This is a genomic window from Streptomyces sp. NPDC088707, from assembly GCF_044752725.1.
GTDB lineage: Bacteria > Actinomycetota > Actinomycetes > Streptomycetales > Streptomycetaceae > Streptomyces.
Genome location: NZ_JBIVLV010000007.1, coordinates 368,047 through 394,898, shown reverse-complemented (window position 1 = coordinate 394,898; position 26,852 = coordinate 368,047). Strand labels below are relative to the sequence as shown.

Sequence of the window (26,852 nt, the reverse complement as noted above, 5' to 3'; positions counted from 1 at the left end):
GATCTGTGGCCCGCTTTTCCGTAGTTTGGCGAAGCTTCGACGGTCAGATGTGCAACCGTCCCGGTCGGATCCGGTCAATCCGTTTGCATGCAGAGAACAGTGATGCGGGATCAGGCCTCTGTGCTTTGTTGTGTGAATGTGTCGCGTTCTCGTTCGATCATTCAGCGGTACCGGAGCCTCCGCTTCCTGTCCTGTTCCGATCGCCTGTCGGCGGCCCGTCGCTCATGGCTGGAACTCGACGGTCGTTGACGGAGGGTCGGGTGACGTTCGGCCCCAGTTTTGACATGAACACTTCCGGCGCGGCGGATCCGATGCTACTACCTGGTAGCGCAGAGATCCTGCTAAAGGGAGGTTCCATGAGACTGTCCCGTTTTGCCGCCGTTTCGTCCTCGCTCCTGCTCGGTGCCGTCCTCGCCCTCACCGGGGCGGGCGCCGCCCAGGCCGCCGAGACCGCCGCAGTCGACTATGTGGCCCTTGGCGACTCGTACTCCTCCGGTGTCGGCTCGGGGAGCTACGACAGCGCCAGCGGCGACTGCAAGCGCTCCACGAAGGCGTACCCGGTGCTGTGGAAGAACGCGAACGCCCCCTCCTCCTTCGCGTTCACCGCCTGCTCGGGCGCCCGAACGGGTGATGTGACCGCCAATCAGCTCGGTCCGCTCTCGTCCGCCACCGACCTGGTCTCGATCACGATCGGGGGAAATGACGCCGGTTTCGCCGACGTCATGACGACCTGTGTGCTGCAGTCCGAAGCCACCTGTATCGGCCGAGTGAATCAGGCCAAGAGCTACGTCGACACGACGCTGCCCGGCAAGCTCGACTCCGTCTACACGGCGATCAGGAACAAGGCGCCCGCCGCCCGCGTCGTCGTCCTCGGCTACCCGCGCTTCTACCAGCTGGGCGGCAACTGCGTCGCGGGCCTGAGCGAGAACGAACGCCGCGCCATCAACGGAGCCTCCGACTACCTCAACGCCGCCGTGGCCAAGCGCGCGGCCGACCACGGCTACACCTTCTCCAGCGTCGTCCCGGCGTTCACCGGACACGAGATCTGCTCCGGCTCCGCCTGGCTGCACAGCGTCAACTGGCTCAACATCGGGGAGTCGTACCACCCGACGGCCGCCGGTCAGTCCGGCGGTTACCTGCCCAGCTTCAGGAACGCGGTGTAACCGGACCGCCGTCCGTGGCGCCGGGGCCGGCCGGAGCGGTGCTCGTGACACCGCCCGGCCCGGGCCCGGCGCCACCCTCGTCGTCCCGGACCAGGTGATACGCCAGGGCTCCCGCGATGAGCAGCGCGCCGATCAGTCCGGCGAGCAGGACGCGGGTGCGACGGGGCGACGTCGACCGGGGGGTTCCCGGGGCCGAACCCGGGCCTTCCGCAGGGGTGTTGACGCGAGTGGTCCCGATCCGCCCGCCCGGCTCGCCTCCCTCCCGAGTGCCGGACGCTCCGGCCGACGGTTCCGCCGGGACCTCGCTCGGCCCCGGCCGGTTCGGCCCCGGCCGTGCGGGGCGCGCCCCGCCCGTCGCCACCCGCCGCAGCTCCCGCTCGACCTGGTCCGCCGTCAGGGGGTGCTCCGGGTCCTCCTCCGACAGCCCTCCGACGAGGGCGCGGAGCTCCCCGGCCCGGTCGTCCTTCGCGGGCAGCGGCGACGGCCGTGCCGACACCGTCGCGTCGAGGAGCCTCCCCAGGGCGCGCAGCTCCGCCGCGGGACCGGGATCGTCCTCCGGGGCCGTACCGAAGCCGGTCACGACGATCCGCCCGTCGTTGGCGAGGAGGACGTGCTCCGGATCCACCTCGCGGTGCGGGACGCCGGCCTCCCGGGCCGCACGCAGCCCGGCCAGCACCTCCGCCCCGACACGGGCGGCCTCGCGCGGCGGCAGCGGCCCGGCCGCCTCCAGGGTCTCGGCCAGGCTGAGGCCCCGGACGAGCTCCATCACGGCCCAGGGCCGGCCGTCCTCCGTGGCGACGCCGAGGACCCGTACGACAGCGGGGTGGGAGATCCGGGCGGCGGCCCGGGCCTCGCGCTCGCGCCGCGCGTACAGAAGGGGCACCTCTTCCGCCGGAAGCCCCTCCGGGGCCCCGAGCTCCTTGAGGGCCACCTCGTGGCGGTCCGTCTCGTCGAGGGCGCGCCAGACGGTGCCCGTCGCCCCTTCGGCGAGCACGTCCAGAAGCCGGTAACGACCCGCGATCACCGTCATGGATCCACGGTAGCCGAGGGGCGTCCGCCCGGCCCCGGTCCGTCGGCGGTGCGGTGCTCCGCCCGCGCGCCCCCCCCTGCGACGATCTTGGTGGTGGAGATCACACCGGTCCGGGTGCGCTGGTACGCGGGTCCGGAGGGCAGGATGGTTCGTGACGGTTCGGCAGGTGTTCGAATCCTGTCCAACTCGCCCTGGAATCAGATGGATTCGGACGGTGACCGTCAACCCCCGTACGAGTGCCGTGCATCCCGTCGCCGGGATACACGGGTGTCACCGCGGGGCGATAGGGTTAACCTGCCCTGGGTCGGGTGCCCTTGTACGGGTGGGGAGTGACATGGAACAGATAGCAATGCGCAGCAGGCCGCGAGTGCCTGCCATCACCTGCGGGAGCAGCGCGACGAGTTCGCGGCTCGACCGTCATCTCGCGGTGCTCGGCGGTCCCGCCGTGCCCCAGCGTGAGGTGGCCGAGGCGACGCTGCTGATGCGTGAACTGACGTCGCGCACGCCCGAGGTTCCGGTGCACGGTCACCGCAGCCGCAGCGCGCGGGTCTCGCTCTTCGCCCCGCTCCGTCGCCTGCGCCGCTCCCTCTTCGGAACGCGCCACTAGGAGCCGGGCGCACCGGGCCGAGCAACCCCGAGGTTCCCGCCCGCTTCCGCCCGGTCGCCCTTACGACTCCGACTGCACGACTGCCTGACCGCACGACTGCGACGTCGCCGGACGTGTCCCCGCCCGTCCGGCGCTCAGTCGTACCCGGCCGCGGGCCCGACCCCGCGTGCGGCGCCTGGCCTCGCAAGGCGCCTCGGTCCCGCGAGAGACGCCCGACGCCGCCAGAGGGGGGCCGGAGCCGAGCCCCCGCGTGGCCTCAGGCCAGCCGGGTCCCCCGCGTGGCCTCAGGCGATCACCCCCGCACGCCTCAGCTCCTTCACCTCCGCCTCCGGCAGCCCGAGCTCCCCGAGGACCTCGTCCGTGTCCTGCCCGAGGGCCGGGATCCGGTCCATGCGCGGTTCCGGCGCGTCCGGGAACACGATCGGCGGCAGCAGCGAACGCAGCGGCCCGACCTGAGACCCGACCTCCCGCCAGCGGTCACGGGCCGTCAGCTGCGGGTGGTCCGCGAGTTCGGCGACCGAGTTGAGCCGGGCGCAGGCGATGCCCGCCGCGTCGAGCCGGGCCAGCGCCTCGGGCGCCGTCAGCGGGGCCAGGGCCGCCGCGACCACCGCGTCCGTCGCCGCCCGGCCCGCCACCCGCGCCGTGTTCGTCGAGAACTCCGGGGCGTCGGCGAGGTCGGGCCGGCCGAGGACCTGCTCGGCGAGCCGCCGCCACTCCCGGTCGTTCTGCACGGAGAGCAGCACCAGACCGCCGTCCGCCGTCGGATAGGCGTCGTACGGAGCGATCACCGCGTGCGCGAGCCCCGTTCGCGCCGGGGGCGTACCTCCATGCATGCCGTAATGCAACGGGTGCCCCATCCACTCGGCGAGCGAGTCGAGCAGGGAGACCTCCACCGGGCCGCCCCGGCCGGTCGTGCCGCGCCGTACGAGCGCGGCGAGGACGCCGGAGAAGGCGTACATCCCGGCGGCGATGTCCGCCGCCGGGATGCCGGACTTGACCGGCTGCTCCGGCGTCCCGGTCACCGACACCAGACCCGCCTCGCACTGGACGAGCATGTCGTACGCCCGCTTGTGCGCGTACGGTCCCGCCGCCCCGTACCCGGAGACGTCCACCGCGATCAGCCGCGGGTGCGCGGCGCACAGCGTGGCGGCGTCGAGACCGAGCCGGGCCGCCGCCCCCTGCGCGAGGTTCTGCACGAAGACGTCCGCGCCGGCCACCAGCCGCTCGACGAGGGCGAGACCGCGCGGGTCCTTGAGGTCGACGGCCACGGACTCCTTGCCCCGGTTGCACCACACGAAGTGGGAGGCGAGGCCCCGCGCGGCCGTGTCGTACCCCCGGGCGAAGTCCCCGCCGTCGGGGCGCTCGATCTTGACCACACGGGCGCCGAGGTCGGCGAGCTGCCGGGTGGCGAAGGGGGCCGCGACGGCCTGCTCGACGGCGACGACCGTGGTGCCTTCGAGGGGGAGTGGCTGAGTGCTCATGAAAGCCCTGCCTACCCTGCGGGGCCGGTCCTTGTCACCAGGGGGCATGTCACTCCCCGGGGTGTGGCGGGAACCGTCAGCCCCGGGTGTAGCGGCGCACCGCGAGCGGGGCGAAGAGGGCGATCAGGCCGAGCGACCAGAGCAACGCACCGGCGACCGGGTGGGCCACCGGCCAGGCCGCGTCCGCCGGGACGGGCGCGTTGCCGAAGAGGACCCGTACCGCCGTCGTGACCGCCGAGATCGGGTTCCACTCGGCGACCGTGCGCAGCCGGCCGGGCAGGTCGTCGGTGGGGATGTACGCGTTCGAGAGCAGCGGCAGCATGAAGGTGGCGCTGCCGAGCTGACCGGCCGCCTCCTCGCTCTTCGAGGCGAGGCCGAGCAGGATGCCCACCCAGGTCGCCGCGAAGCGGAAGAGCAGCAGCACACCGAAGGCGCCCAGGGCCTCCGGCGCGCTCCCCTCGATCCGCCAGCCCATGGCGAGCCCGACCAGGACGAGCGGCACGGTGCCGACGGCGCCGGCCACGAGGTCGGCGAGGGCCTGGCCGAGCGGGACGGCGGACCGGCTCACCGGCATGGTCCGGAAGCGGTCCATGACACCCCGGTGGGAGTCCTGGGCGGCCTGGAACATGCCGGTCATCAGGCCGCCGGCCGCCGTCGCCACGAGCAGGCCCGGCACCAGGTGGGACCGGTACTCGGCGCCCGGCACGGCGAGCGCGCTGCCGAACACGTACCCGAAGAACAGCAGGAACGCGATCGGCATCGTCTGGGTCATCACGGTGATCGCGGGCGCGTGCCGGACGCGCAGGAGATGACGGCCGAGGACGGCCGTTCCGTCGTGGACGAGAGCGGTGCTCACCGGACGCGTTCCCTGCTCCTGGACGAGAGCGGTGCTCATGCGACGAGTTCCTTCCGGTCGGTGAGGCGCAGGAACACCTCGTCGAGGGTGGGCGGGCGCAGCGAGGCGTCGACGACGAGGACCCCCGCGGCGTCGACCTCGCGGACGATCCGGGGGAGGGTGAGCGTGCCGTCCGTGGTCACCGCGCCGACCGTGCGGCGCTCGGCGTCCAGGGCCGGGGCCGAGCCGGTCAGCCGGTCGAGGACGGCCGCGGCCGCTTCGAGCGCCGAGGGGTCGGCGACGACCACCTCGGCGTAGCTGCCGACGAGCGCCTTGAGTTCGGCCGGGGTGCCGCGCTGGGCCACGCGGCCCTCGTCGATCAGGACGATGTCGTCGGCGAGCTGGTCGGCCTCCTCCAGGTACTGCGTGGTCAGCAGCACCGTCGTGCCCTGGGACGCCAACCCCCGTACGGCGTCCCGGATCCCGTTGCGGCTCTGCGGGTCGAGCCCGGTCGTCGGTTCGTCGAGGAAGAGGACCCGCGGCGGTACGAGCAGGCTCGCGGCCAGGTCGAGGCGGCGGCGCAGGCCACCGGAGTAGGTGCGGGCGGGGCGTCCGGCGGCCGCTGTGAGGCCGAACTGATCCAGGAGTTCGTCGGCGCGGCTGCGCGGGGCGCGCAGCAGCCGCGCGAAGAGCCGCAGGTTCTCGGCGCCGGTCAGGTCCCCGTCGACGGAGGCGTACTGCCCGGTGACCGCGATCCGCCGGCGTACCCCCGCCGGATCGCGCACCACGTCGTGGCCGGCCACCCGCGCGCTGCCCGCGTCGGGTTTCACCAGGGTCGTCAGGACGCGGACGGCGGTGGTCTTGCCGGCGCCGTTAGGGCCGAGGACGCCGCAGACCGAGCCCTCGGGGACGGCGAGATCGAGGCCGCGCAGGGCGTGGACATCGCCGTATCGCTTCTGCAGACCCTCACTAAGTACAGCGTACGTAGTCGTCATGGCGGGACCATATCGCACTACGTACGGTGTACGTAACTACGATGGGAGCGAGGTGATGATCCATGGCGGGCCGAGCGGCCGAACCGGAAGTGATCTGGGCGCGGCCCGAACGCGCGGGCCGCGGCCCGAAACCGGCGTACAGCCGGCGGGACATCGTGGACGCCGCCGTGCGCGTCGCCGACACGGACGGCATCGACGCGGTCTCCATGCGGCGGATCGCCGCCGAGATCGGCTGCGGCACCATGTCGCTCTACAACTACGTCCCCCGCAAGGAGGACCTGTACGAGCTGATGGTGGACGCCGTCAGCGGCGAGTACGCGCTCCCCGAGGAACCCAGCGGCGACTGGCGCGCGGACATGACCGGGATCGCGTACCAGAGCCGCGCGATCATGTACCGGCACCCCTGGCTGGCCCGGGTGATGACCACCGCCTACGGATTCAGCCCCAACGCCCTGCGCTTCCTGGAGTGGTGCCTCGGCTGCCTCGTCCCGCTCGACATCCCCCCGGGGCTCAAGATGCAGCTGATCGCCATGGTCAACGGCACGGTGATGGCGACCGTCGCCAACGAACAGGCCATCGCCGAACGCGCCCGCGGACTCCCCTGGTCCGAAGAGGAGGAGCAGGCGGTGCGCGGCGCCTACCTCATGGGACAGATCGCGAGCGGACGGTACCCGCACCTCGCCGGGCTGCTCGCCGAGGCCCCCGCCGCCCCCGTCGACCCGGACGAGATCTTCGCCCTGACCATCAGCCGCCTCCTCGACTCGTTCGCGCCGCCGGAGGGCCCCGTCACAGCAGCATGAACTGGCCCTCCGGGCCCTCCTCCTGATGGTCGAGCACGGAGGCGGGACGGCGGGACCCGGCCGGCGGAGGCAGGACGCCCGCCGCCCGCAGCTCCTCCCGGCCCGCGGACCCGGCCGCCTCCGAGGCGAGGGCATCCGACGCGAGGGCCGCCCGCTCCGGCTCCCGCGCGCCGGTCAGCGCCAGCACCGTGACCAGGTCGAGCAGCTCCGAGGTCCACTCCTGCGGCCAGACCGCCGGTCCGATCGCGTCGAGCGACCCGGGCTCCGCCGGGGCGGTCCGGTGCGCGAACCACTGCTCGAGGACCCGCGCCCCGCCGACGCTGAACTCCCAGGCCTCCGCCGGTACGGGCGAGATGCGGCCCTCGTCGAGACACAGGGCCTCGTCGGCCGCGTCGTACGTCAACGCCCCGGGGCGCGGTGGGACCGCCGCGCGCACGTACGGACGGCGCCCGCCGGGCAGCCGCGGCTTCGCCCCGCTCAGCGCACCCCGCACCTGGATGTCGACGAGGTCCCGGCCGAGCGCCACGCCCGCCGCCCAGACCTCCGGGTCCCGGGGGAGCGGCACCCGGCATCCGGCGGGGGAGGGGCGGGCCGCCGCCACCGTCCACGCGAGCCACTCCAGGGCGCCGACCTCGTGCCCGTACCGCTCGCCGAGGAAGCCGAGGAGGCCGGGGGCCAGATTCGGCTCCAGGCCCCCGGGGCGCCGGAACAGCGGACGGATCCGGCCCGGTCGGCCCGCGGGGGAGCGGCCCTCGGGCAGCGCCGCCGTCACCAGAAGTGCGGGGCCGGCCGCCCCGGGCACGTACCCCTGCTCGACCACGAAGAGCTGCGGCTCGCCGGCGACCCGCCACAGCTCCGGCCGCGCGGTGTCGATCAGCCGGTGGTCGGGCAGCAGCAGCTGCTCGTCGAACGGCCCGCGCGCGACCCGTACCGGCTCCGGGCACGGCCCCGGTTCACGGGCCCAGCGCACGGTCCCGGTCCGCTGGCCCGGCAGCGCGGCGACCGCACTCGACGGGGTCCGCGCCCGGCTGGGGCGGAACAAGGCCTCGCGCTCGGCCCCTTCGGCGGCCGCCAGGCGGTCCCAGCGGGACCGCAGGGTCCGGGCGTCCGGCGCCACGATCCACGAGCGGCCGAACCGCAGCGGCGCGACGGACCACGGCATGAGGTCGTCGAGGAGGGGAAGGTCGGCGACGGGCGGCGCGTCGGCGAGGGGCGGCAGATCGGCGTTGTTCGCTCCGGGGGCTTCCGTCACGCCCCGCATGCTAACGACCGCCGTCCGCGGGTCTCCACTGCCCGAAGACCCCGGCCTCCGGCTGGCGGGATCCGGCGGTGACGGTCACCGAGCGCTGCCGGTACCGGTCACCGGACGCTGGCAGGGACGACCATCGGGCTTCGGCGGTGACGTCACCGGGCTCTGGCCGCGCCGGTCATCGGGCTTCGGCAGTGCTGGTCTGGTCACCGGGCTCCGGCCGCGCCGGTCGTCGGGCTCCGGCCGCGACCGTCAAAGGGCTTCGGCCGTCACCGTCACTGAGCCTCGACCGTGACCGTGAAGGAGAAGCGGTCGCCCCGGTACCGGATGCGCGCCACGTCGACGACCCTGCCCTCCTCGTCGTAGGTCACGCCCGTGTAGTGGAGGATCGGCGACAGGAGCGGGACCTCCAGGAGCGCCGCCGTCTCAGGGTCGGCGAGACGGGCCTCGACCGTGTCCGTGATGCGGCTGATCCGCACCCCGACGACGTCCCGCAGCACCTTCGTCATCGGCCAGCGCTCCAGATCCGCCGGGTCGATCGCGGCGGCGAGCTCGGGACGCACCGCGTTCTCCGCCCAGTTGGTCGGCTCACCGCTCTCCAGGTCGCGGCGCAGCCGCCGGTACGCCACGATCTCGGCCAGGTCGGGGAAGTGTTCGGAGAGCTCACCCGGCACCGCCTCGCTGCCGTGCCCGAGGACCGTCGTCCGCTCGCCCGACTGCTGGGCCACGATCGCGTCGATCGAGCCGAGCAGCCGGCGCGGGGTGGAGCGCCGGGCGCCCGGCTCGATGAAGGTCCCGCGCCGCCGGTGCCGGCTGATCAGGCCCTCCTCCTCCAGCTCCTTGAGGGCCTGGCGCATCGTGAGCACACTGACGCCGTAGTGCGCCGCGAGCTGCTCCTCGGTGGGCAGCCGCAGCGAGGCGTCGGGCGTGCGGCCCAGTATCGAGGCGCGCAGCGACTGCGAGACCTGATACCAGAGCGGCAGCTTGCGGTTCAGGACCAGCGAGTCGGGTGCGAAGGCGGTCACGGGTTCTCCGTACGAAGGCTACGGGCTTACGGCCGAGACACTACGGCCGAAAGTGGCGCTCCAGACCCTGCCATACGTCGTCGTAGCCCTTCTGCAGGTGGTCGGCGCCCGCGGCCTGCGGGGTCGCGGTCACCGGCCAGCGGGTCTCGAACATGAAGGCAAGGCCGTCGTCGATCTTCTGCGGCTTCAGCTCGGCGGCGCTCGCCCGGTCGAAGGTCTCACGGTCGGGGCCGTGCGCGGACATCATGTTGTGCAGCGAGCCGCCGCCCGGTACGAAGCCCTCCGCCTTCGCGTCGTACGCGCCCTCGATGAGGCCCATGTACTCGCTCATCACGTTGCGGTGGAAGTACGGCGGCCGGAAGGTGTCCTCGCCGACCAGCCAGCGCGGGGCGAAGACGACGAAGTCGACGCTCGCGAGCCCGGGGGTGTCGGAGGGAGAGGTGAGGACCGTGAAGATCGACGGGTCGGGGTGGTCGTACGAGATCGTCCCGATGACATTGAAACGGTGCAGGTCATAGACGTAGGGGGTGTGGTTGCCGTGCCAGGCGACGACATCGAGCGGTGAGTGGCCGTAGGTCGCCGACCAGAGGTTGCCGCAGTACTTGTTGACCACCTCGACCGGACCCTCGACGTCCTCGTAGGCGGCGACCGGGGCCCGGAAGTCACGGGCGTTGGCGAGGCCGTTGGCGCCGATCGGGCCGAGGTCGGGGAGTTGGAACGGAGCCCCGTAGTTCTCGCAGACGTAGCCGCGGGCGGTCTCCTCCAGCAGGTCCACACGGAAGCGGACCCCGCGCGGGATCAGCGCCGTCTCGCCGGGGTGGACGGCGAGCAGGCCCAGCTCGGTGCGGAGGAGGAGGCCGCCGCGCTCCGGGACGATCAGCAGCTCGCCGTCCGCGTTGCCGAAGACCCGCTCCATGGAGGCGTTCGCGTGGTACAGGTGCACGGCCATGCCGGACCGCTGCGTCGCGTCGCCGTTGCCGCCGAGGGTCCACAGGCCGGCCAGCCAGTCGGTGCCGGGGGCCGGGTCGGGCAGCGGGTTCCAGCGCAGCCGGTTGGGGTCGGGCACCGTCTGGTCGAAGGGCGCGGAGCGGACGTCACCGTTGTCGATCCGGGTGAACGGCGGGTGCGCGGCGGAGGGGCGGATCCGGTAGAGCCAGGAGCGGCGGTTGTGCGCCCGCGGCTCGGTGAACGCACTGCCGCTGAGCTGCTCGGCGTAGAGACCGAGGGGTGCCCGCTGCGGTGAGTTGCGGCCGTGCGGCAGTGCGCCGGGGATCGCCTCCGAGCTGTGCTCGTTGCCGAAACCGGTGCTGTAGCCGAGCGCCTCGGCCGTCTTCCTGGCCTGCTCGCGCTTCTCGGCCTGCTCCGTGGTCATCGCCCGCTCCTGTCCTGAGGCCACAAGGGAAGCCCACAAGGGAATCCTATGCATGACCGTAGGATTCCGCGCGGCTCACGTCAACGGGGCGTCGGGGGCCGGTGGCCGAAACGGGGCGGCGGCTCGGCTTCCGGCATCGGGGGCCGCGGAAATCAGGTGCTGCGCGAGGGGGTCGAAAAGATGAACAATCCTCTACTCTCACGCGCATGTCCTGGACCCGAAGGTTCGTCCTCGCGCTCTCGGTCGTGCTCGCGGCTCTCGCCGCGGCCCTGCTCACCGCCCCCGGGGCCCAGGCCCACGAGGAGCGGCCCGTCACCTTCCCCGACGGCTCCGGCACCGTGCCGAAGCTCCGCACCGGGGAACCCGACCTCCTCGTCTGCAAGACCGACCGGACCGCGTTCGAAAGCCGGATCTCCCGGTTCCCGGCCCCCCTCAAGGCCCGCAACCGCACCCTCTACGAGCGCTGCGCCCGCGAGGGCTACCGCCATCTCCAGCAGGCCGTCGACGCCGTCGACCGGCCCGGCCTGACCATCGCGATCCTCCCCGGCCTGTACGAGGAGGAGCCCTCGCTGCCCCCGCCCACCGGAGCCTGCGCCACGCTCGACGCGCCCAAGTCCTCGCTCGGCTACGAGATCCTCAGTTACGAGCAGCAGCGGCAGTGCCCGCACAACCAGAACCTCGTCGCCGTCCTCGGCAAGAAGAACCTCCAGATCGAGGGCACCGGAGCCTCCCGCCTCGACGTCGTCATCGACGCCAAGTACCGGAAGCTCAACGCACTGCGGGCCGACGGAGCCGACGGCGTCTACTTCCGCAACTTCACCGCCCAGCGCACCACGTTCAACTCGTTGTACGTCCTCGCCGCCGACGGCTTCGTCATCGACGACGTCCTCACCCGCTGGAACGACGAGTACGGCTTCCTCACCTTCGCCTCCGACCACGGCCTCTACAAGAACTGCGAGTCCTACGGCAACGGCGACTCCGGCATCTACCCCGGCTCGGCCTCCGACATCAACGACGGCCGCGGCTACGACGTCCCCCGCTACTCCATCGAGATCACCGGCTGCCGCAGCCACCACAACATGGTGGGCTACTCCGGCACCGCCGGAGACTCGGTCTGGGTCCACGACAACGAGTTCGACCACAACATGGGCGGCGCCTCCATGGACTCCGCCTTCCCCGGCCACCCCGGACTGCCGCAGAACCACGCCCGCTTCGAACGCAACCTGATCCACGACAACAACCAGAACTACTACCCGTACGTCGCCGACGGCACCTGCGCCAAACCGCCCGTCGAGCGCGGCTACGAACAGGGCGTCGTCTGCCCCCAGATCTCCATGCCCCCCGGCACCGGCATCATCACCGCCGGCGGCAACTGGAACCTCTACGAGGGCAACTGGGTCTACGGTCACCAGCGCACCGCCTTCTACCTCAACGCCGTCCCCGCCTTCATCCGCGGCGAGTCCGCCTGGGGCAAGCAGACCGACACCTCCCACCACAACCGCTACGCCGGCAACCACCTCGGCATCGACAAGTCCGGCACCGCCCGCCCCAATCGCACCGACGTCTGGTGGGACGGCCAGGGCGGCGGCAACTGCTGGCAGCCCGACACCGGCGCCTCCAGCCCCGGTGCCCTGCCCGACTGCGGGGCGCGCCGCGGTGACGTCTCCGGCGGCACCGACCGGCTCATCGGCGAACCCGTCAAGCTCGCCCAACTCCTCGTCTGCGCCGACTACAACGTCCAGGCACGCCGCCTCCCGGCAGGCTGCGACTGGTACGGCGCCCGCGGCCTCCAGCGCGTCGAGACCCAACTCGCCCTCGGCAGCTCCCTCGTCCTCGCCCTGGCCGGCTTCGCCCTCTGGTGGCGCCGCCTGCGCGGCAACCGCCTCGCGTTCGCCGCCACCCTCATCGGCCTGGCGGGTCTCGCCCTCGACGTCGCCGGCTCGACCCTCGCCCTCACCCCGACCGCCGTCCCGGCCCTCGCGCTGCTCCTCACCGGCGTCTGGTGGACCCTCCTCGGCCTCGCCCTGCGTCCCGCCCGCCCCGTCCTCGCCTGGATCACCGTGGTCCTCGGCGCCCTCACCCTCCTCGACGCCTTCGACAAGGCGATCCTGATGGTCCCCGGCATCCCCCTGAGCCCCGCCTGGCTCCGCCTTCTGCTGGGCGTGATCTGGCTGCTGTGGGCGGTCGCGGCCGCCGGAGCCCGCGCCCCCGCCCCGACGGAGGCGACCCCGGACCCCGTCCCGGCGGACAGGACCCCGGGCCCCGACCCGGCGGAGGCGACCCCGGACCCCCACCCGGTGGACTCGACCCCGGGCCCCGACTCCGAGGCGGGCTCGCGGGCGGGCACGGCCCCGGGCGCCGGCCCCGGCACAGCCTCCGATGCGGCCCCTGGTGCGGCACCCGGCACGGCCCTTGGGACGGGCGCCGCCCCGGCCGAGGCCCGGCCGCACGGTGAGGCCACGGCATGAGGCGGCCCCGCGCCGGCGTCACCCGCCCGCCCCGCGTCGGCGTCACCCGCCCGTCCCTCGTCGCGGCCCTGGCCGCGCTCCTGGCCGCCGCCCTGCTCCTCACCGGCTGCGGCGGCCGGGCCACCACCCACCACAAGCCCGGCACCAGCCATGAGGAGGCCACCGGCGGCACCGGCACCCTGCTCACCGCGCGGGACGAGAGCGGGCACCGGCTCCGAGAACTCCCCGCGGCGGAAGCGCCCACCGTCCGTGTCGAGTCCCGCCCCGACACCGAGGGCGGCTGGAACGTCCACCTCACGGTGGAGAGGTTCCGCTTCACCCCCGACAGCACCGGCGGCGCGGCCCTCCCGGGCCGCGGCCACGCCCGCCTCCTGATCGACGGCCGCGAGGCCGGCCGCCTCTACAGCCCGTGGGGACACGTACCGGCCGGCACCCGAACCCTCACCGTCCGTCTCCACGCCGACGACCACACCGCCTGGGCCGTCGCCGGCGCCCCCGTCCAGGCCACCGTCCGACTGGACGGCGCCGCGCCCCCGAGCCCGGCGCCGAAACCCCGGCCGACCGCCACCGGACGCACCGTCGACATCACCGTCTCCGGATCGACCGTCCAGCCACCTCCCTCCCGCGTCGAGTTGAAGAAGGGCGAACGCCTCACCCTCCGTGTCACCAGCGACCGCGCCGACACCCTCCATGTGCACGGCTACGACCGCGAACTCCCCCTCTCTCCCGGCACGCCCGCCACCCTCACCCTCACCGCGGACCTCACCGGCCTCTTCGAGGTCGAGACCCACGAGTCCGGACTCCTGCTGACCCAACTCGTCGTCCGATGACCGGCACGCTCACCCTGACCGCCCCACTCGCCCAGGCCCACGCCCTCACCTCCGAGCCCGGCCGCGGTCTCGGCCTTCCGCTCGCCCACGGCGTGGGCTCCCGGCACGACCTCCCCCTCTCGCCCTTCTACGCCTACGCGGGCGCCTTCGCCGCGCTCCTCGTCTCCTTCCTCGCGCTCGGGCTGCTCTGGTCCTCCTCCCGCTTCCGCGGCGACCTGGCGGGACACCCGCTCCCCGCGGCGCTCCAACGGGTCGCCGACGCCTCCGCCACCCGCACCGCCCTCCGGCTCCTCGGCGCCGTCGCCGCCCTCGTCTTGCTCCTCCACCTCCTTCTCGGACCGGACGACCCCGACCGCAACCCCGCGCCCGGCGCCCTCTACGTCCTGCTCTGGGTCGGACTCGTCCCCGCCTCCCTCCTCCTCGGCCCCGTCTGGCGCCTCCTCAACCCCCTGCGCGCCGTCCACTCCCTCCACCCGCCGCGGAACCCCCGTCCGCTGCCCGCCGCCGTCGGCATCCGCCCGGCCGCCCTCGGGCTCCTCCTCTTCACCTGGCTCGAACTCGTCGCCCCCGACAACACCTCCTCCGCCACCCTGCTGACCGCCCTCGCCCTCCACACCGGCTTCCAGCTCATCGGCGCCGCCCGCTACGGCGACCGATGGTTCGCCCACGCCGACCTCTTCGAGGTGTACTCCTCCCTTCTCGCCCGGCTCTCCCCGCTCGGCCGCCGCGTCGACGGCCGGCTCGTCCTCCGCTCCCCCTTCCACGGCCTCGACGCCACCCCGCAGATCCCCGGTCTCGTCGCCACCGTCTGCGTCCTCCTCGGCTCCACCGCCTACGACGGTCTCTCCGACAACCCCCGCTGGATCACCACCCTCCAGACCTCACCCCTCGGCCCCGTCCCCACCGCCACGCTCGGCCTGCTCGCCGCCGTCGCCCTCGTCGCCTCCTGCTACGGACTCTGCGCGGGCGCCCTCCGCCTGATGAACCGCAGCCTCACCACCCCGCTCACCTCCTTCGCCCACTCGCTCCTGCCCATCGCCCTCGGCTATCTCGTCGCCCACTACTTCTCGCTCCTCGTCACCGAAGGGCCACGTACAGTGATGATGACAGGGGGGACTGACAACGCCCTCGCACCCGCCCCGTTCCTGGGTCCCGGCGGCCTCGCGACCCTTCAGGTCACCGCGATCGTCACCGGCCACGTCCTGGGTGTCGTCGCCGCCCACGACCGGTCGGTGCGCCACTTCCCGCCCGACCGCGCGGTCGCCGGCCAACTCCCGCTGTTCGCGCTGATGATCGCGTACACCCTCGGCGGCATCGGCCTGCTGATCGCCTGACCAGGGGCCCGCGTCGCCCCCACCGGCCCCCGCCCGAACAGGCCCGCGTCGCCCCCGCCGCCCCACCTCCCGAACCCGCCCGCGTAGACCCCGGCCGGTCCCGGGTGGAGCAGGCCCGCGTCACCCCGGCCGTAATCGCTCCAAGATTTCCCTTGATCAAGGGGGTTGGGCTGTGGCTATGGTGATCCCCGCGCGCCGAGCGGGGTCCGACCAGCCCCCACGACGGCGCGCACATCACCGGCGGCCGGGGGAACAGTGCCGCCACGGGGAGGGATGGACCGACCATGCCGCGACAGCGATCCGCGCTGCCCTGAACGAGGCCCCAGTGGCCCTGTTCGGCTTCGGCGGGCCTGTTCGGCTCCAGGATCGCCGCGTCCGGCCGGCGCGTATCCGGAGCTCCTTCTCCCGACGGGCGCCCCCACCGTCCTCGTTCCGTACGAAGGATGCAGTTTTGCGTTCCAGACCAAGGATGTTCGCATCCGGATCGCGGTTCTCCGCGGTCCTCAGCCCCCTGACCACCTCCGTGGTCGGCCTGGCGCTGCTCGGCGGCCTGGCCGTCCAGCCGGGCCTCCCCACCTCCCCGCGCATGGACGCGGTGGGCAACGACTACGACTGGTACACGGACACCGCCGCGGAGCAACTGCGGCAGGACCAGTGCCTCATGGCCGAAGTGCTGCGCATGGGCGGGCCCGCGATGGCCGCCGTCGCCCAGGGCGGCCTCGACCTGTCGCCCGAGGCCCTCCGCACGGCCGCCGACCGCAAGTACTGGGAGAACACTCCCCTCGCCGCGGCCTTCGACAAGGACCGGGCCGCCGCCGACAAGGAACTGGCGGACATCTACGCCCTCCGCGAGAGCTGGAAGAAGCCGGTCTACGGGCTGACGACCGTGGCCGGCATCAACGACGCGACCTTCCACTGGCCCCCCGGGGTCGGCGGCGGCGAGGACTTCCACACCCAGACCGGCCTGACCAAGTGGATCGCGGACCGGTTCTGGAAGGACGAGGGCGACTTCTACGTCGACCCCACCCCGAAGGCCGACGAGAAGACCCGCAAGGCCGTCACCGATCTCGGCACCCCGCTCTACGGCAAGGCCCCCGACCCCCAGACGAGCACGGACTGGTACCGGGACGGCGCCGAGCACGCCGGCTTCGAGTGGCTGAAGGAAGCCACCTTCGAGCCCACCGGCGCGGACAACGCCCGCCTCTTCCTCGCCCAGGGCGGCTTCCCCCGTACGGGCCCCACGCCGGGCAGCCCCGAGTACCGCATCGCCGTCGAGGACCTGAAGACGCGCTTCTCGACCTGCGCCTGGCGCGACCCGATCGACCCGAACAGCGTCACCGGCCCCGCGGCCGCCGAGGCCGCCGCCGAGTGGCAGCGGGAGATCGCCTCCCAGGCCACCCAGCGCAACCGCGTCGTGGACGCGAGCGAGGACGCCACCAAGGCGCTCGCCACCGGCTCCCGGGCGCTCGGTCAGATGCTCGGCCATTCATGGGTCGCCAACCACCTCACCCGCTGGCAGGACTACTGGTCGGCGGGCGGCGTCGGCTGGATCGGCGACGCCGATTCCACGATCCAGCTGAAGGGCGCGGCGGGCAAGTGCCTTGAGGCACAGGGCGGGGCGACGGCCAACGGCACTCCCGTCCAGGTCCACACGTGCAACGGCTCGGCCGCGCAGCAATGGCGGATGGAAGGTGACGACCACGGTCTCCACCTGCGCAACGCCAAGTCCATGTCCTGCCTCGACGTCGCCAACAACAGCTCGGCCGTCGGCGCGAAGATCCAGATCTACACCTGCAACAGCTCCGCCGCGCAGACCTGGGAGTACACCCCCCGCGCCACCACGCAGCTCAAGGGCGTCGGCTCCGGCAAGTGCCTGAACTTCCCGACGTACGACCTCGGCAAGGACGCGCTGCTCGCCACCTGCGCCGTCGCCGGTTCCCAGCAGGTCACCATCAAGCCGTCCGGCCAGAAGGGCGAGGTGCAGCCCAAGGCCCACCACGACCAGGCGGCCAAGGGCATCGCCGACGCCCGCGCGGGCGCCAAGGCGCAGCTCGCCGTCATCAAGCAGCAGGCCGCTGCGGCCAAGACGGCCGTGGCCGCCTCCGACGCCGCCGAGCAGGCCGCGTACGCCATCGCCGACACCAACGGCGCCCCGCGCGGCCGCGGACTGCTGGTGGGTCTGCAGAAGGCCCAGGTCACCAGGGGCGCCGCTGCCGCGCTCGACGCCATGGTGAAGGCGGGCGAGACCGCCGAGGCCGCCACCCGGGCGGCCGCGGCGGACAGCGAGACGATCACGCAGCGCGCGCTGGCCCAGGCCTCCCTGTCGAAGGCCGAGTTCCGCAAGGAGGCGGCCCGCGCCGCCGAGTGGCAGGCCAAGTCCGCGGCGGAGGGCGCCAGGTTCCAGCGCGACACCGCCAAGAAGGAGAAGGAGACCGCCGAGGCCAAGCTCGCCGTCGCCGTGCAGGCGGAGGCGGACGCCAAGGCGGCCGCCGCCGTCGCCCACGCCCGCAGGCTGTCGGCGGAGGCGGAGGAGAAGACCGCCGAGAAGGAGAAGCTGACCGCCGTCGCCAAGCAGGGCGAGGCGGCACAGCACCGCAGGAACGCCGAGGCCGAGGCGGTGAAGGCGGAGGACGCGAGGAAGCTCGCCGAGTCCGCCGAATCCACCGCGGTCCAGAAGAAGAACGACGCGGTGAAGGCCAAGGACAAGGCCCGCGAACTGCGGGACGACGCCTGGGCCGCCGAACAGCGGGCGGACGCCGCCCGTGCCAAGGCCGACGCGAAGGAGGCCTTCGCCCAGGCCCACGAGTCCGACGCCGCCGCCCAGGAGTCCCGGACGGCCGCGGACGCCGCCGACACGCACGCGGACAACGCGGAGGCCGCCGCGGGCCGGGCCCGGGGCGAGGCGGACGCCGCGACGGCGGCCGCCGCCGAGGCCGACGCCGCCGCCACGCGCGCGGAGGCCGCCGCGAGCCGGGCCCGTGCCGACTCGGACGCGGCCCAGGCCGCCAAGCTCAAGTCCGAGGCGGCGGTGAAGACCGCGACCAGCGCCGTGGCCGACGCCCTCACGGCATCGCGGCGCGCCGCCGACGCGGCGAAGGCCGCGGTGAAGCTCGCCGACGAGGCGGAGGCCAGGGCCAGGGAGGCCAGGACCCACGCGGACGAGGCGAACAAGGAGGCGGCGAAGGCCCTGGCCGCCGCCGCCAAGGCCTCGGGGTTCGCCCACGTCACGGCCCAGGCGGCCGTGGACGCGGGGAACTCGGCCGCACAGGTCGCCCAGCCCGCCAACGACGCGATCCAGCTCGGCTCCCCGTACGTCACGACGGACTCCGCCGCCGGCCTGGTCGTGCTGACCGGCCAGGCGTCGAAGACCATCGCCGAGCAGCAGAAGGCCGTCGCCGACGCCCACGCCAAGAACGCGAAGGACGAGGCGGCCGCCGCCAAGGCCATCGCGGACGCCGCCACCGGCGAGGCCAAGCAGGCGTACGTGCACGCCGCCAACGCCGCCGGATACGCGGCCGAGGCGCGCGGCTACGCCAAGGAGGCCCTCGGCTACGCGGGCGACGCCGCCCGCGCCGCTGCCAAGGCGGCCGAGTCCCTGGCCCGTACGGTCGAGTGGGACCGTCAGGCCGGCGAGGACGCCGCCGCCGCCGACAAGGCGGCCGGACGCGCGGAGGGGCACGCCAAGGCCGCCCGCGACTCCGCCGACCAGGCGGCGCTGGACGCCGAGGGCGCCCGATCCGCCGCTGCCGCCGCCGAGCAGTCCGCCAAGGACGCCCGCGCCGCGGCCGACCGCGCCGACGCCGCCGCGACGGCGGCGGAGGAAGCGGCCAAGGACGCGCTGAAGTACGCCAAGGAGGCGCAGGAGGCGGCCGATTCCGCCGCCCGGAAGCAGGCCAACCAGCAGATCAAGGACGGCGCGGGCACGGGCGGGATCGGCGGCACGTTCTTCGTCGTCGACGAGGACACCCTCAAGATCACCGACTCCAAGCAGCAGAAGCCGTGCCTCCTCGAACCGGGCTGGACGGGGTGCACCGTCACGTTCGACGTCACGTTCGACGTCGAGGTCGACTTCTTCCTGTGCACCGACCCCGACGTGCCGGCGACGGAGACCGGCTGCCCGTCCGAGGCCACCCTGCTGCTCGAACGGCAGCCGTTCAAGGGCCTGAAGAAGGAGGTCACCCGCTACTTCAGCAAGTGGGACCTCATCGAGGAGACCGTCGCCTACAAGCTCCTCAAGGCCATCCTCCTGCAGGACTTCATCGACTGCTGGAAGGGCAGCGCCGGCGGCTGCGCCTGGGCCGCGAGCAACTTCATCCCGGGCAAGGCGTTCACCAAGGTCGGCGATGCGATCACCGCCCTCCACGCCGCGCTCAACACCGGGATCGGCGTCCGTGACGCGTTCAACACGCTCAAGAAGCTGGACGGGCTGGACCCGGCCACGCTGGCGCGGCTCGAGAACACGGTCAACCTGTACGAGGACCTGCTGACCTCCTGCAGGGTCAACAGTTTCCCGGGCACCACCCGGGTGCTGATGGCGGACGGCAGCCACAAGGCGATCGGTGACATCCGCCGCGGGGACCGGGTCCTCGCCGCCGATCCGGAGACCGGGGAGCGCCGCTCCCAGAAGGTTTCCGCGACCTACGCGCACGACACCGAGCGGCTCGTCGACATCACCCTCGTCGACGGATCCGTCCTGACGAGCACCGCCGGACACCGGGTGTACGTCGACGGGCGGGGCTGGAGGTTCGTCTCCGAGCTGCGCACGGGCGACGCGCTGCTCACCCCCGAGGGCACGTCGGTCGCCGTCGGCGGGCTCAGGGACCGCTCGGGGCTCGCCCCGAGCACGGTGTACGACGTGACCGTCGACGGCCTGCACACGTTCTACGTGCGCCCCGAGGGCACGCGCGCGCGGGACCTCCTCGTGCACAACTGCATGAACCTCGCCGACGAGGTGGCCTTCCCGGGCACCGGGGCCCACACGCTGAGCCGGCACGTCGACGTGACGCCCCAGCAGGCCGCCGACTTCGCGGCGGACAACCTGCGCCGGGGCCGGCCCGGGATCAGCAGTGTCTGGACGAACCAGGACATCGCCCAGCAGGCGATCGACCGTGTCGTCTCGGACTACTTCTTCCCCGGTGGCAAGCGCCGGCAGGCCAGCTTCGACGCCCTGGACAACTGGCTCAACAAGCGGGGCCAGTGGGCGAACAAGGAGGAGTTCCCGATCTCCGGTTCATGGGGAGCGCAGTCGTCCCTGGGCAAGGTGTACCGGCCGGACGGGTCGTGGACGGCAGCGGGGAACGAGGTCAAGGTCGTTCTCAAGCGGATGAAGAAGAAGGGTCACATGGGATACATCATCTACACGGCGTATCCCGTCTGATCGGACGAAGGTCCGTCGGTCGTCGGTGGCCGGGTCCACGATCCGGCCACCGGCGACCCGTTGACGAAGGGCCCGTCCCGGTTCCGGGGCGGGCCCGCTCCACGGCCCGGTGGATCCCGCCGGGCCCGACGACGAGGAAGTGAACATGCCGCGGCAGCGCGAGAGGTACGGGGAGTTCTACGAGGGGGACTTCGGTCTCGGCGAACTCACCGCGCGGGTGTCCGCCGCCACGGGGCCGCCGCCGGACCTCCCGGCCGTGCTCCGGCTCGCCGCGGACGTGGCGGGCGTGTGCGAGGGGGAAGGGGCCGTCGAGCTCGGGAACGACGTCCGCCTCCTGTTGGACTCCGAGGTCCCCGACGCCGCCTTGCGCGAGGTGTGGCTGGCGGCGGTGGGCGGGCGCTTCGACCCGGCCGACCACGGTCTGGACATGAGGGGCTGGCTGGGGAGGCTCGCGGGGCTGTATCCGGCCCGCGTCCGCGCGGACACCGGCCGGAACACCGCCGGGTTCGCACGGCCCGAGGCCGACGAGACGCTGCTGCGGGAGGACGTCGTCGCGGAGATCCGGGCATCGGCCGCCGAGGCGAACGGACCCCGGACGCCCGGCGCCCGCGCGTCGGAGGAGGACCCGGTGGCGGACTCCCGGCCCGCATCGGACTTCCCGCCGGTGGCGGACTCCCGGCCGGTGGCGGACCCCTTGCCGGCGTCGGACCCTCGGCCGGTGGCGGACCCGGGGCCGGCGCCGGGCTCCCCGCGTATGCCGGACTCCCTGCCGGTGGCGGACCCCCTGTCCTCCGCTGCTCCCGCCGGGGCTTCGCGGATCGCGTTTCCCCGGGCGGCGCTGGAGTCGATCGCGGCGCAGTGCGACGCCGACCTGGCCCTCCGTCTCTGCCTCCGGGTCCTGAAGGCCCGGCACATCGCCGTGGGCAAGGCGCAGTACGACCGCCTGGCGGCGCTCGGCGAGCGTCTCGCGTACCCCGGTCCGCTCGTCCACGACGACCTCGTCGTACGGTGGCCGCCCGTCGACCCGGCCCGCCGTGACGCGGAAGGGGACTTCGGACTCACCGCGCTCGCGTCCCGGTTCGCCGGGCCCTGGTACGCGCACACGCCCGGCGAGGTCCTGGAGCGGGCCGTGGCCGACGACGAGGCGGGCCAGACCCCGGGCTCCGCGGCGGCCGCGCTGCTCCAGGACGCCCTCCGCCTCCTGGAATCCCCGGTGCCCACCGACACGATCACCACCGCGTGGGGTGCCGCCTCGGATCGGGGGTACGACATCGAGGCGGCGGGCGCGGACGGCAGGGACTGGCTCCGGACGGTCGTCGCCGCCTGCCGTGACCACCTCGCCGAGGTCGCCCCCGGCCACCGGCCCGGCGCGCTCCCGGTCCGGTCCGATCTCACCGACGACGTCCAGGACCTCCTGACGGAACTGTCACCGGAGCTCGCGCGCCGTACGGTGAGTCCGCACGCGCGCCCCCTGCCGGGCGCGGCCGCGGCCGAGGCCGTGGCGCGCGTCGTCGCCGAGGTCGATCCGGACCTCGGCCTCCGGTTGCTCGTCCGCCTCCTCGCGGTCCTCGCCGTCCCCCTCACCGAGGAGCGGTACGTCCGCTGCCGCACGCTCGGCGAGCGCTTCGGCTACGGCGCGTGGCACGTGTCCGAGGCCCTGGAACTGCTCGTCCGGCACGACTGAGCGCCGTCACACCGGACGGTTCCGCGCCCTGAGAGGCCCTGCCACGCCCCGCCGGGTCCGGCAGGACGGCCGGAACGGCATCATGGACCCCGTGCCCCAGTCCCACGCCCAGACCCCGTCCACGCTGCGCCGGGCCCCCGTGCAGCAGCGGAGCGCCGAGCGGCTCGCCCGGATCCTCGACACCTGCGCCGAACTGCTCGACGAGACCGGCTACGAGCAGCTGAGCACCCGTGCCGTCGCCGCCCGCGCGGGAGTCCCCATCGGTTCCGTCTACCGCTTCTTCGACAACAAGCGGGCCATGGTCTCCGCGCTCGCCCACCGGAACCTCGACCGGTACGCCGAACGGATCGCCGCCCACCTCGACGCCGCGGCCGATCCCGACCCCCACGCGGCCATCGACGGCGTCCTCGACGAGTTCATCGCCATGAAGCGGACCGTTCCCGGCTTCGCCCTCGTCGACTTCGGCGTGCCCGCCGCCGAGGAGGCGGGCGAGGACCCCAACGGCCTGGTCGCCGAGCGGATCTGCGAGCTGCTCGCCGCCCACCTCGGCCGCCCCGCGGACGAGACGCTGCGACGCAAGGTCCGGGTCGGCGTCGAGACCGCCGACACTCTCGTGCGGCTCGCCTTCCGGGCCGCTCCCGAGGGCGACCCGGCCGTCATCGACGAGACCCGGCAGCTCCTTCACGCCTATCTCTCGCCCTCCCTGTCGTAACCCTCCCGGGCGTGCCTACCGGTCGGTATGCTCGCGGCGGGCCGACGCCCCGGCCCCGACCCGACGCTGCCCCCGGGAGACGCCATGTCCACCGCCCTGCGTATCTGCCCCCTCTGCGAAGCGACCTGCGGACTGACCCTGACGATCGAGGGGGCCCGGGTCACCGGGGCGCGCGGAAACCGCGAGGACGTGTTCAGCCAGGGGTTCGTCTGCCCCAAGGGGGCCGCCTTCCCCGGGATCGACGCCGACCCCGACCGGCTCCGCACCCCGCTGGTCAGGAAGGACGGACGGCTCCAGGAGGCGACCTGGGAGGAGGCGTTCGACACGATCGCGGCGAGAATCCGTCCACTGATCGAGGAGTACGGGCCGGATGCCGTGGGTATCGTCCTGGGCAACCCCAATGTGCACACGATCGCCGGCGCCCTCTACCCGCCCCTGCTGATCGGCGCGTTGCGCACGCGGAACCTCTTCACGGCGTCGACGATCGACCAGATGCCCAAGCACGTCTCCAGCGGCCTGCTGTTCGGAGACCCCTTCGCGATCCCCGTGCCGGACCTGGACCGCACCGACCACCTGCTGATCCTCGGAGCCAACCCCCTGGACTCCAACGGAAGCCTGTGCACCGCCCCCGACTTCCCCGGCAGGCTCAAGGCACTGCGCCGGCGCGGCGGAACCCTCACCGTCGTCGACCCCCGGCGCACCCGCACCGCACGGATCGCCGACCGGCACGTCGCCATCCGCCCCGGCGCCGACGCGTTCCTCCTCGCCGCACTCGTCCACACCCTCTTCGAGGAGGGGCTCACCGACCTCGGACCGCTCGCCGCCCAGGTGGAGGGGGTCGAGGAGGTGAGGGCCGCGGTACGGGAGTTCAGCCCCGAGGCGGTCGCCGACGCCTGCGACGTGGGCGCGGACACCATCCGCGCCCTCGCCCGGGAGCTCGCCGCCGCGCCCACCGCCGCCGTCTACGGGCGGATGGGCAGCTCCACCGTGGCGTACGGCACCCTCGCCAACTGGCTCGTCGACGTCCTCAACATCCTCACCGGCAACCTCGACCGCCCCGGCGGCGCCCTCTTCCCGCTCTCCGCCACCGCGCCCGCCCCGCGCCCCGCGGGACCCGGCAGGGGCTTCGCCCTCGGCCGCCGCCACAGCCGGGTCTCGCACCATCCCGAGGTCAAGGGGGAGTTGCCGATGGTGGCGCTCGCCGAGGAGATCGAGACCCCGGGGGAGGGACGCATCCGGGCGCTGATCACCGTCGCCTCCAACCCCGTCCTGTCCGCGCCCGACGGGGACCGCCTCGACGCGGCACTCGGCTCCCTCGACCTGATGGTCGCCGTCGACCCGTACCTCAACGAGACCACCCGCCACGCCGACGTCCTGCTGCCGCCGCCCCCGCCCTCCAGGAGCGCCCACTTCGACTTCGCCTTCAACGCCCTCGCCGTCCGCGACCAGGCCCGCTACACCCCGGCGGCCGTCCCGCTGGAGGCGGACCGGATGGACGAGTGCGAGATCCACGCCCGGCTGATCCTCGCCGTCTCCGGGATGCACGGGGCCCCGCCGTCCGCCGTCGACCAGCTCGCGATCGACACCACCCTCGCCAAGGCGGTCACCCAGGAGCACTCGCCGGCGTACGGGGCGGACCCCAAGGAGTTCGCGGCGGGGCTCACCGGGGACACCGGGCCCGAGCGCCGGCTCGACATGATGCTGCGCCTCGGCCCGTACGGGCTCACCCTCGACGAACTGCGGGCCCACCCGAACGGCATCGACCTCGGCCCGCTCAAGCCGCGCCTCCCGCAGGTCCTCAAGACGCGCAGCGGACGGATCGAGTTGTTCGCCGAGCCGCTCGCCGCCGACCTCCCCCGGCTGCGGGCCGCGCTCGACGCCGTACCCGACGCCGGCAGCCTCCAGCTCGTCGGCCGCCGCCACCTGCGCTCGAACAACAGCTGGCTGCACAACACCCCGGCGCTCGGCGGCGGTACGAACCGGTGCACCCTCCAGGTGCACCCCGACGACGCGGCCCGGCTGCGGCTCGCCGACGGCGGCCTCGCGCGGGTCAAGGGCGAGGGCGGCGAGCTGGAGGTTCCGGTCGAGGTGACCGACGGAGTGCGTCCGGGGGTGGTGAGCCTGCCGCACGGCTGGGGTCACGACCGGCCTGGCACCCGGCTGGCCGTCGCGTCCGCGCGCCCCGGAGTCAACGTCAACCAGCTGCTCGACGGCTCCCGGCTCGATCCCCTGTCGGGCACGGCCGTCCTGAACGGCTTCCCCGTCCAGGTGTCGCCCCTGCCGTGACGCCCCCGTCGTGACCTGGGGTTTTGCTCGTATTGCTCACGCGTCAACGTCTTGTTAACGGCAGAAGGGGGTACCTATTGTCATCCGGACCGCCGCTCGGCGGGGTTCAAGGGTGAACGTGAGGTGTCCTCCATGCTGACCGTCCTCGGCTTCGCCATGATCGCGACCTTTCTGGTCCTGATCATGATGAAAAAGATGTCGCCGATCGCGGCGCTCGTGCTGATCCCCGCGCTGTTCTGCGTGGCGGTCGGGCAGGGGGCCCAGCTCGGCGACTACGTCATCGAAGGCGTCGGCAAGCTGGCACCGACGGCGGCGATGCTGATGTTCGCCATCGTCTACTTCGGCGTGATGATCGACGTCGGTCTCTTCGACCCGATCGTCCGGGGCATCCTCCGCTTCTGCAAGGCCGACCCCGTACGGATCGTGGTGGGTACGGCGGTGCTGGCCGCGATCGTGTCGCTGGACGGCGACGGCTCGACCACGTTCATGATCACCGTCTCGGCGATGTACCCGCTCTACAAGCGGCTGGGCATGAGCCTGGTGGTGATGACGGGTGTCGCCGCCACCGCGAACGGCGTCATGAACACCCTGCCCTGGGGCGGCCCCACGGCGCGCGCCGCGACCGCGCTGAAGCTGGACGCCGGTGATGTCTTCGTACCGATGATCCCGGCGCTCGGCACGGGCCTGCTCTTCGTGTTCGTCCTCGCGTACGTCCTCGGGCGCCGCGAGCGGAAGCGCATCGGCTACCTCACGCTCGACGAGGTCCTGGTGCCCGAGACCGGCACGGTCCTCGTCGCGACGGGCACCGGTGGCGGCCGCAGCGGTGCCGGTGGTGCCGTGGATCTGACCAAGAAGTCCGCCGGCGGTTCCGGTGACGCGCCGGGCGCGGTCTCCGGTTCCGGTTCCAGCTCCGGCTCCGGTTCGGGCTCGGACGAGGACGAGGGGTTCCAGGGGCTCGACCCGAACCGCGCGACCCTGCGCCCCGGGCTGTACTGGTTCAACGCCGGACTGACGGTCGCGCTGCTCGCCGCGATGATCCTCGAACTGATGCCGATCCCGGTGCTCTTCCTGATCGGCGCCGCGCTCGCGCTCACGGTCAACTATCCGAAGATGGCCGAGCAGAAGGCGCGTATCGCCGCCCACGCGGACAACGTCCTCAACGTCTCGGGGATGGTCTTCGCCGCCGCCGTCTTCACCGGTGTGCTCACCGGCACGGGCATGGTGAAGCACATGGCCGACTGGCTCGTCGGTGCCATCCCCGACGGCATGGGCCCGCACATGGGCCTGGTCACCGGTGTGCTCAGCATTCCGCTCACCTACTTCATGTCGAACGACGGCTTCTACTTCGGCGTCGTGCCGGTCCTCGCCGAGGCGGGTGCCGCCCACGGCGTCTCGCCCCTGGAGATCGCGCGTGCCTCCCTGGTCGGCCAGGCGCTGCACATGTCGAGCCCGCTGGTCCCCGCCGTGTACGTCCTCGTCGGCATGGCGAAGGTGGAGTTCGGCGACCACACCAGGTTCACGGTGAAGTGGGCCGCGCTGACCTCGCTCGTCGTCCTCGCGGCGGGGATCCTCTTCGGCATCATCTGAGCCTCGGGGCCGCGCCT

Annotated in this window: 18 protein-coding genes; 11 read left to right on the top strand and 7 right to left on the bottom strand. The window is 73.2% G+C overall.

The window, feature by feature from the left end; all coding sequences use genetic code 11:
- Positions 1-356 precede the first annotated feature (356 nt).
- Positions 357-1,163, top strand: a complete 807-nt coding sequence (locus ACIP84_RS23215) for an SGNH/GDSL hydrolase family protein (protein WP_401799881.1) — start codon at positions 357-359, stop codon at positions 1,161-1,163.
- Here ACIP84_RS23215 and ACIP84_RS23210 read toward each other — a convergent pair.
- Entirely contained in the window at positions 1,147-2,193 is a 1,047-nt protein-coding gene (locus tag ACIP84_RS23210; RefSeq protein ID WP_401799878.1) for a protein kinase, read from the bottom strand. The genes ACIP84_RS23215 and ACIP84_RS23210 overlap by 17 nt on opposite strands.
- Before the next feature lie 334 nt (positions 2,194-2,527).
- On the opposite strand from ACIP84_RS23210, the gene ACIP84_RS23205 reads away from it, so the two are divergent.
- A complete protein-coding gene (locus ACIP84_RS23205) occupies positions 2,528-2,800 on the top strand; it encodes a hypothetical protein (protein ID WP_030315798.1) in 273 nt (90 codons plus the stop codon).
- Positions 2,801-3,084: 284 nt separating this feature from the next.
- On the opposite strand, the gene ACIP84_RS23200 is transcribed toward ACIP84_RS23205, so the two are convergent.
- The 3 genes from ACIP84_RS23200 to ACIP84_RS23190 all read right to left on the bottom strand — a co-directional run bounded on the left by ACIP84_RS23200 (position 3,085) and on the right by ACIP84_RS23190 (position 6,111).
- On the bottom strand, positions 3,085-4,281 hold the full coding sequence (locus tag ACIP84_RS23200; protein ID WP_401799875.1) for a CaiB/BaiF CoA transferase family protein: 1,197 nt from the start codon (positions 4,279-4,281) through the stop codon (positions 3,085-3,087).
- A gap of 76 nt (positions 4,282-4,357) precedes the next feature.
- On the bottom strand, positions 4,358-5,176 hold the full coding sequence (locus ACIP84_RS23195) for an ABC transporter permease (RefSeq protein ID WP_401799873.1): 819 nt from the start codon (positions 5,174-5,176) through the stop codon (positions 4,358-4,360).
- Positions 5,173-6,111 carry an ATP-binding cassette domain-containing protein gene (locus tag ACIP84_RS23190; protein ID WP_401799870.1) on the bottom strand — a complete coding sequence of 313 codons (939 nt, stop codon included), beginning with the start codon at positions 6,109-6,111 and terminating at the stop codon, positions 5,173-5,175. The genes ACIP84_RS23195 and ACIP84_RS23190 overlap by 4 nt, the downstream gene beginning before the upstream one ends.
- A 62-nt stretch (positions 6,112-6,173) precedes the next feature.
- Here ACIP84_RS23190 and ACIP84_RS23185 point away from each other — a divergent pair, with 62 nt between their 5' ends.
- The gene (locus tag ACIP84_RS23185) at positions 6,174-6,911 is read left to right on the top strand and encodes a TetR/AcrR family transcriptional regulator (RefSeq protein WP_401799868.1); all 738 of its coding nucleotides are present in this window, start codon (positions 6,174-6,176) and stop codon (positions 6,909-6,911) included.
- On the opposite strand, the gene ACIP84_RS23180 is transcribed toward ACIP84_RS23185, so the two are convergent.
- From ACIP84_RS23180 to hmgA, 3 genes are all read right to left on the bottom strand, one after another.
- The gene (locus tag ACIP84_RS23180; protein WP_401799865.1) at positions 6,898-8,172 is read right to left on the bottom strand and encodes a type ISP restriction/modification enzyme; all 1,275 of its coding nucleotides are present in this window, start codon (positions 8,170-8,172) and stop codon (positions 6,898-6,900) included. The two genes, ACIP84_RS23185 and ACIP84_RS23180, sit on opposite strands and share 14 nt — an antisense overlap.
- A gap of 263 nt (positions 8,173-8,435) precedes the next feature.
- Positions 8,436-9,185 (bottom strand): GntR family transcriptional regulator, encoded by a 750-nt coding sequence (locus ACIP84_RS23175; RefSeq protein ID WP_355959377.1) that lies wholly within the window; start codon positions 9,183-9,185, stop codon positions 8,436-8,438.
- 40 nt (positions 9,186-9,225) lie between these two features.
- On the bottom strand, positions 9,226-10,557 hold the full coding sequence (gene hmgA, locus ACIP84_RS23170) for a homogentisate 1,2-dioxygenase (RefSeq protein ID WP_355959375.1): 1,332 nt from the start codon (positions 10,555-10,557) through the stop codon (positions 9,226-9,228).
- Positions 10,558-10,763: 206 nt separating this feature from the next.
- On the opposite strand from hmgA, the gene ACIP84_RS23165 reads away from it, so the two are divergent.
- The 8 genes from ACIP84_RS23165 (at position 10,764) to ACIP84_RS23130 (ending at position 26,835) form a co-directional block, all read left to right on the top strand.
- Entirely contained in the window at positions 10,764-13,025 is a 2,262-nt protein-coding gene (locus ACIP84_RS23165) for a right-handed parallel beta-helix repeat-containing protein (RefSeq protein WP_401799862.1), read from the top strand.
- Positions 13,022-13,855, top strand: a complete 834-nt coding sequence (locus ACIP84_RS23160; protein WP_401799859.1) for a hypothetical protein — start codon at positions 13,022-13,024, stop codon at positions 13,853-13,855. The genes ACIP84_RS23165 and ACIP84_RS23160 overlap by 4 nt, the downstream gene beginning before the upstream one ends.
- A complete protein-coding gene (locus ACIP84_RS23155) occupies positions 13,852-15,189 on the top strand; it encodes a hypothetical protein (RefSeq protein WP_401799857.1) in 1,338 nt (445 codons plus the stop codon). The genes ACIP84_RS23160 and ACIP84_RS23155 overlap by 4 nt, the downstream gene beginning before the upstream one ends.
- Positions 15,190-15,658: 469 nt before the next feature.
- Entirely contained in the window at positions 15,659-20,566 is a 4,908-nt protein-coding gene (locus ACIP84_RS23150) for an RICIN domain-containing protein (RefSeq protein WP_401799855.1), read from the top strand.
- A gap of 145 nt (positions 20,567-20,711) precedes the next feature.
- Positions 20,712-22,250 (top strand): hypothetical protein, encoded by a 1,539-nt coding sequence (locus ACIP84_RS23145; RefSeq protein WP_401799854.1) that lies wholly within the window; start codon positions 20,712-20,714, stop codon positions 22,248-22,250.
- 82 nt (positions 22,251-22,332) lie between these two features.
- Complete coding sequence (locus ACIP84_RS23140; protein ID WP_355959366.1) at positions 22,333-22,962, top strand: TetR/AcrR family transcriptional regulator; 630 nt, start codon at positions 22,333-22,335, stop codon at positions 22,960-22,962.
- Positions 22,963-23,046: 84 nt separating this feature from the next.
- Positions 23,047-25,248, top strand: coding sequence for a molybdopterin oxidoreductase family protein (locus ACIP84_RS23135; RefSeq protein WP_401799851.1), 2,202 nt, complete (start codon positions 23,047-23,049; stop codon positions 25,246-25,248).
- 132 nt (positions 25,249-25,380) lie between these two features.
- Positions 25,381-26,835 carry a CitMHS family transporter gene (locus tag ACIP84_RS23130; RefSeq protein WP_401799849.1) on the top strand — a complete coding sequence of 485 codons (1,455 nt, stop codon included), beginning with the start codon at positions 25,381-25,383 and terminating at the stop codon, positions 26,833-26,835.
- The last annotated feature ends 17 nt before the right edge of the window (positions 26,836-26,852 follow it).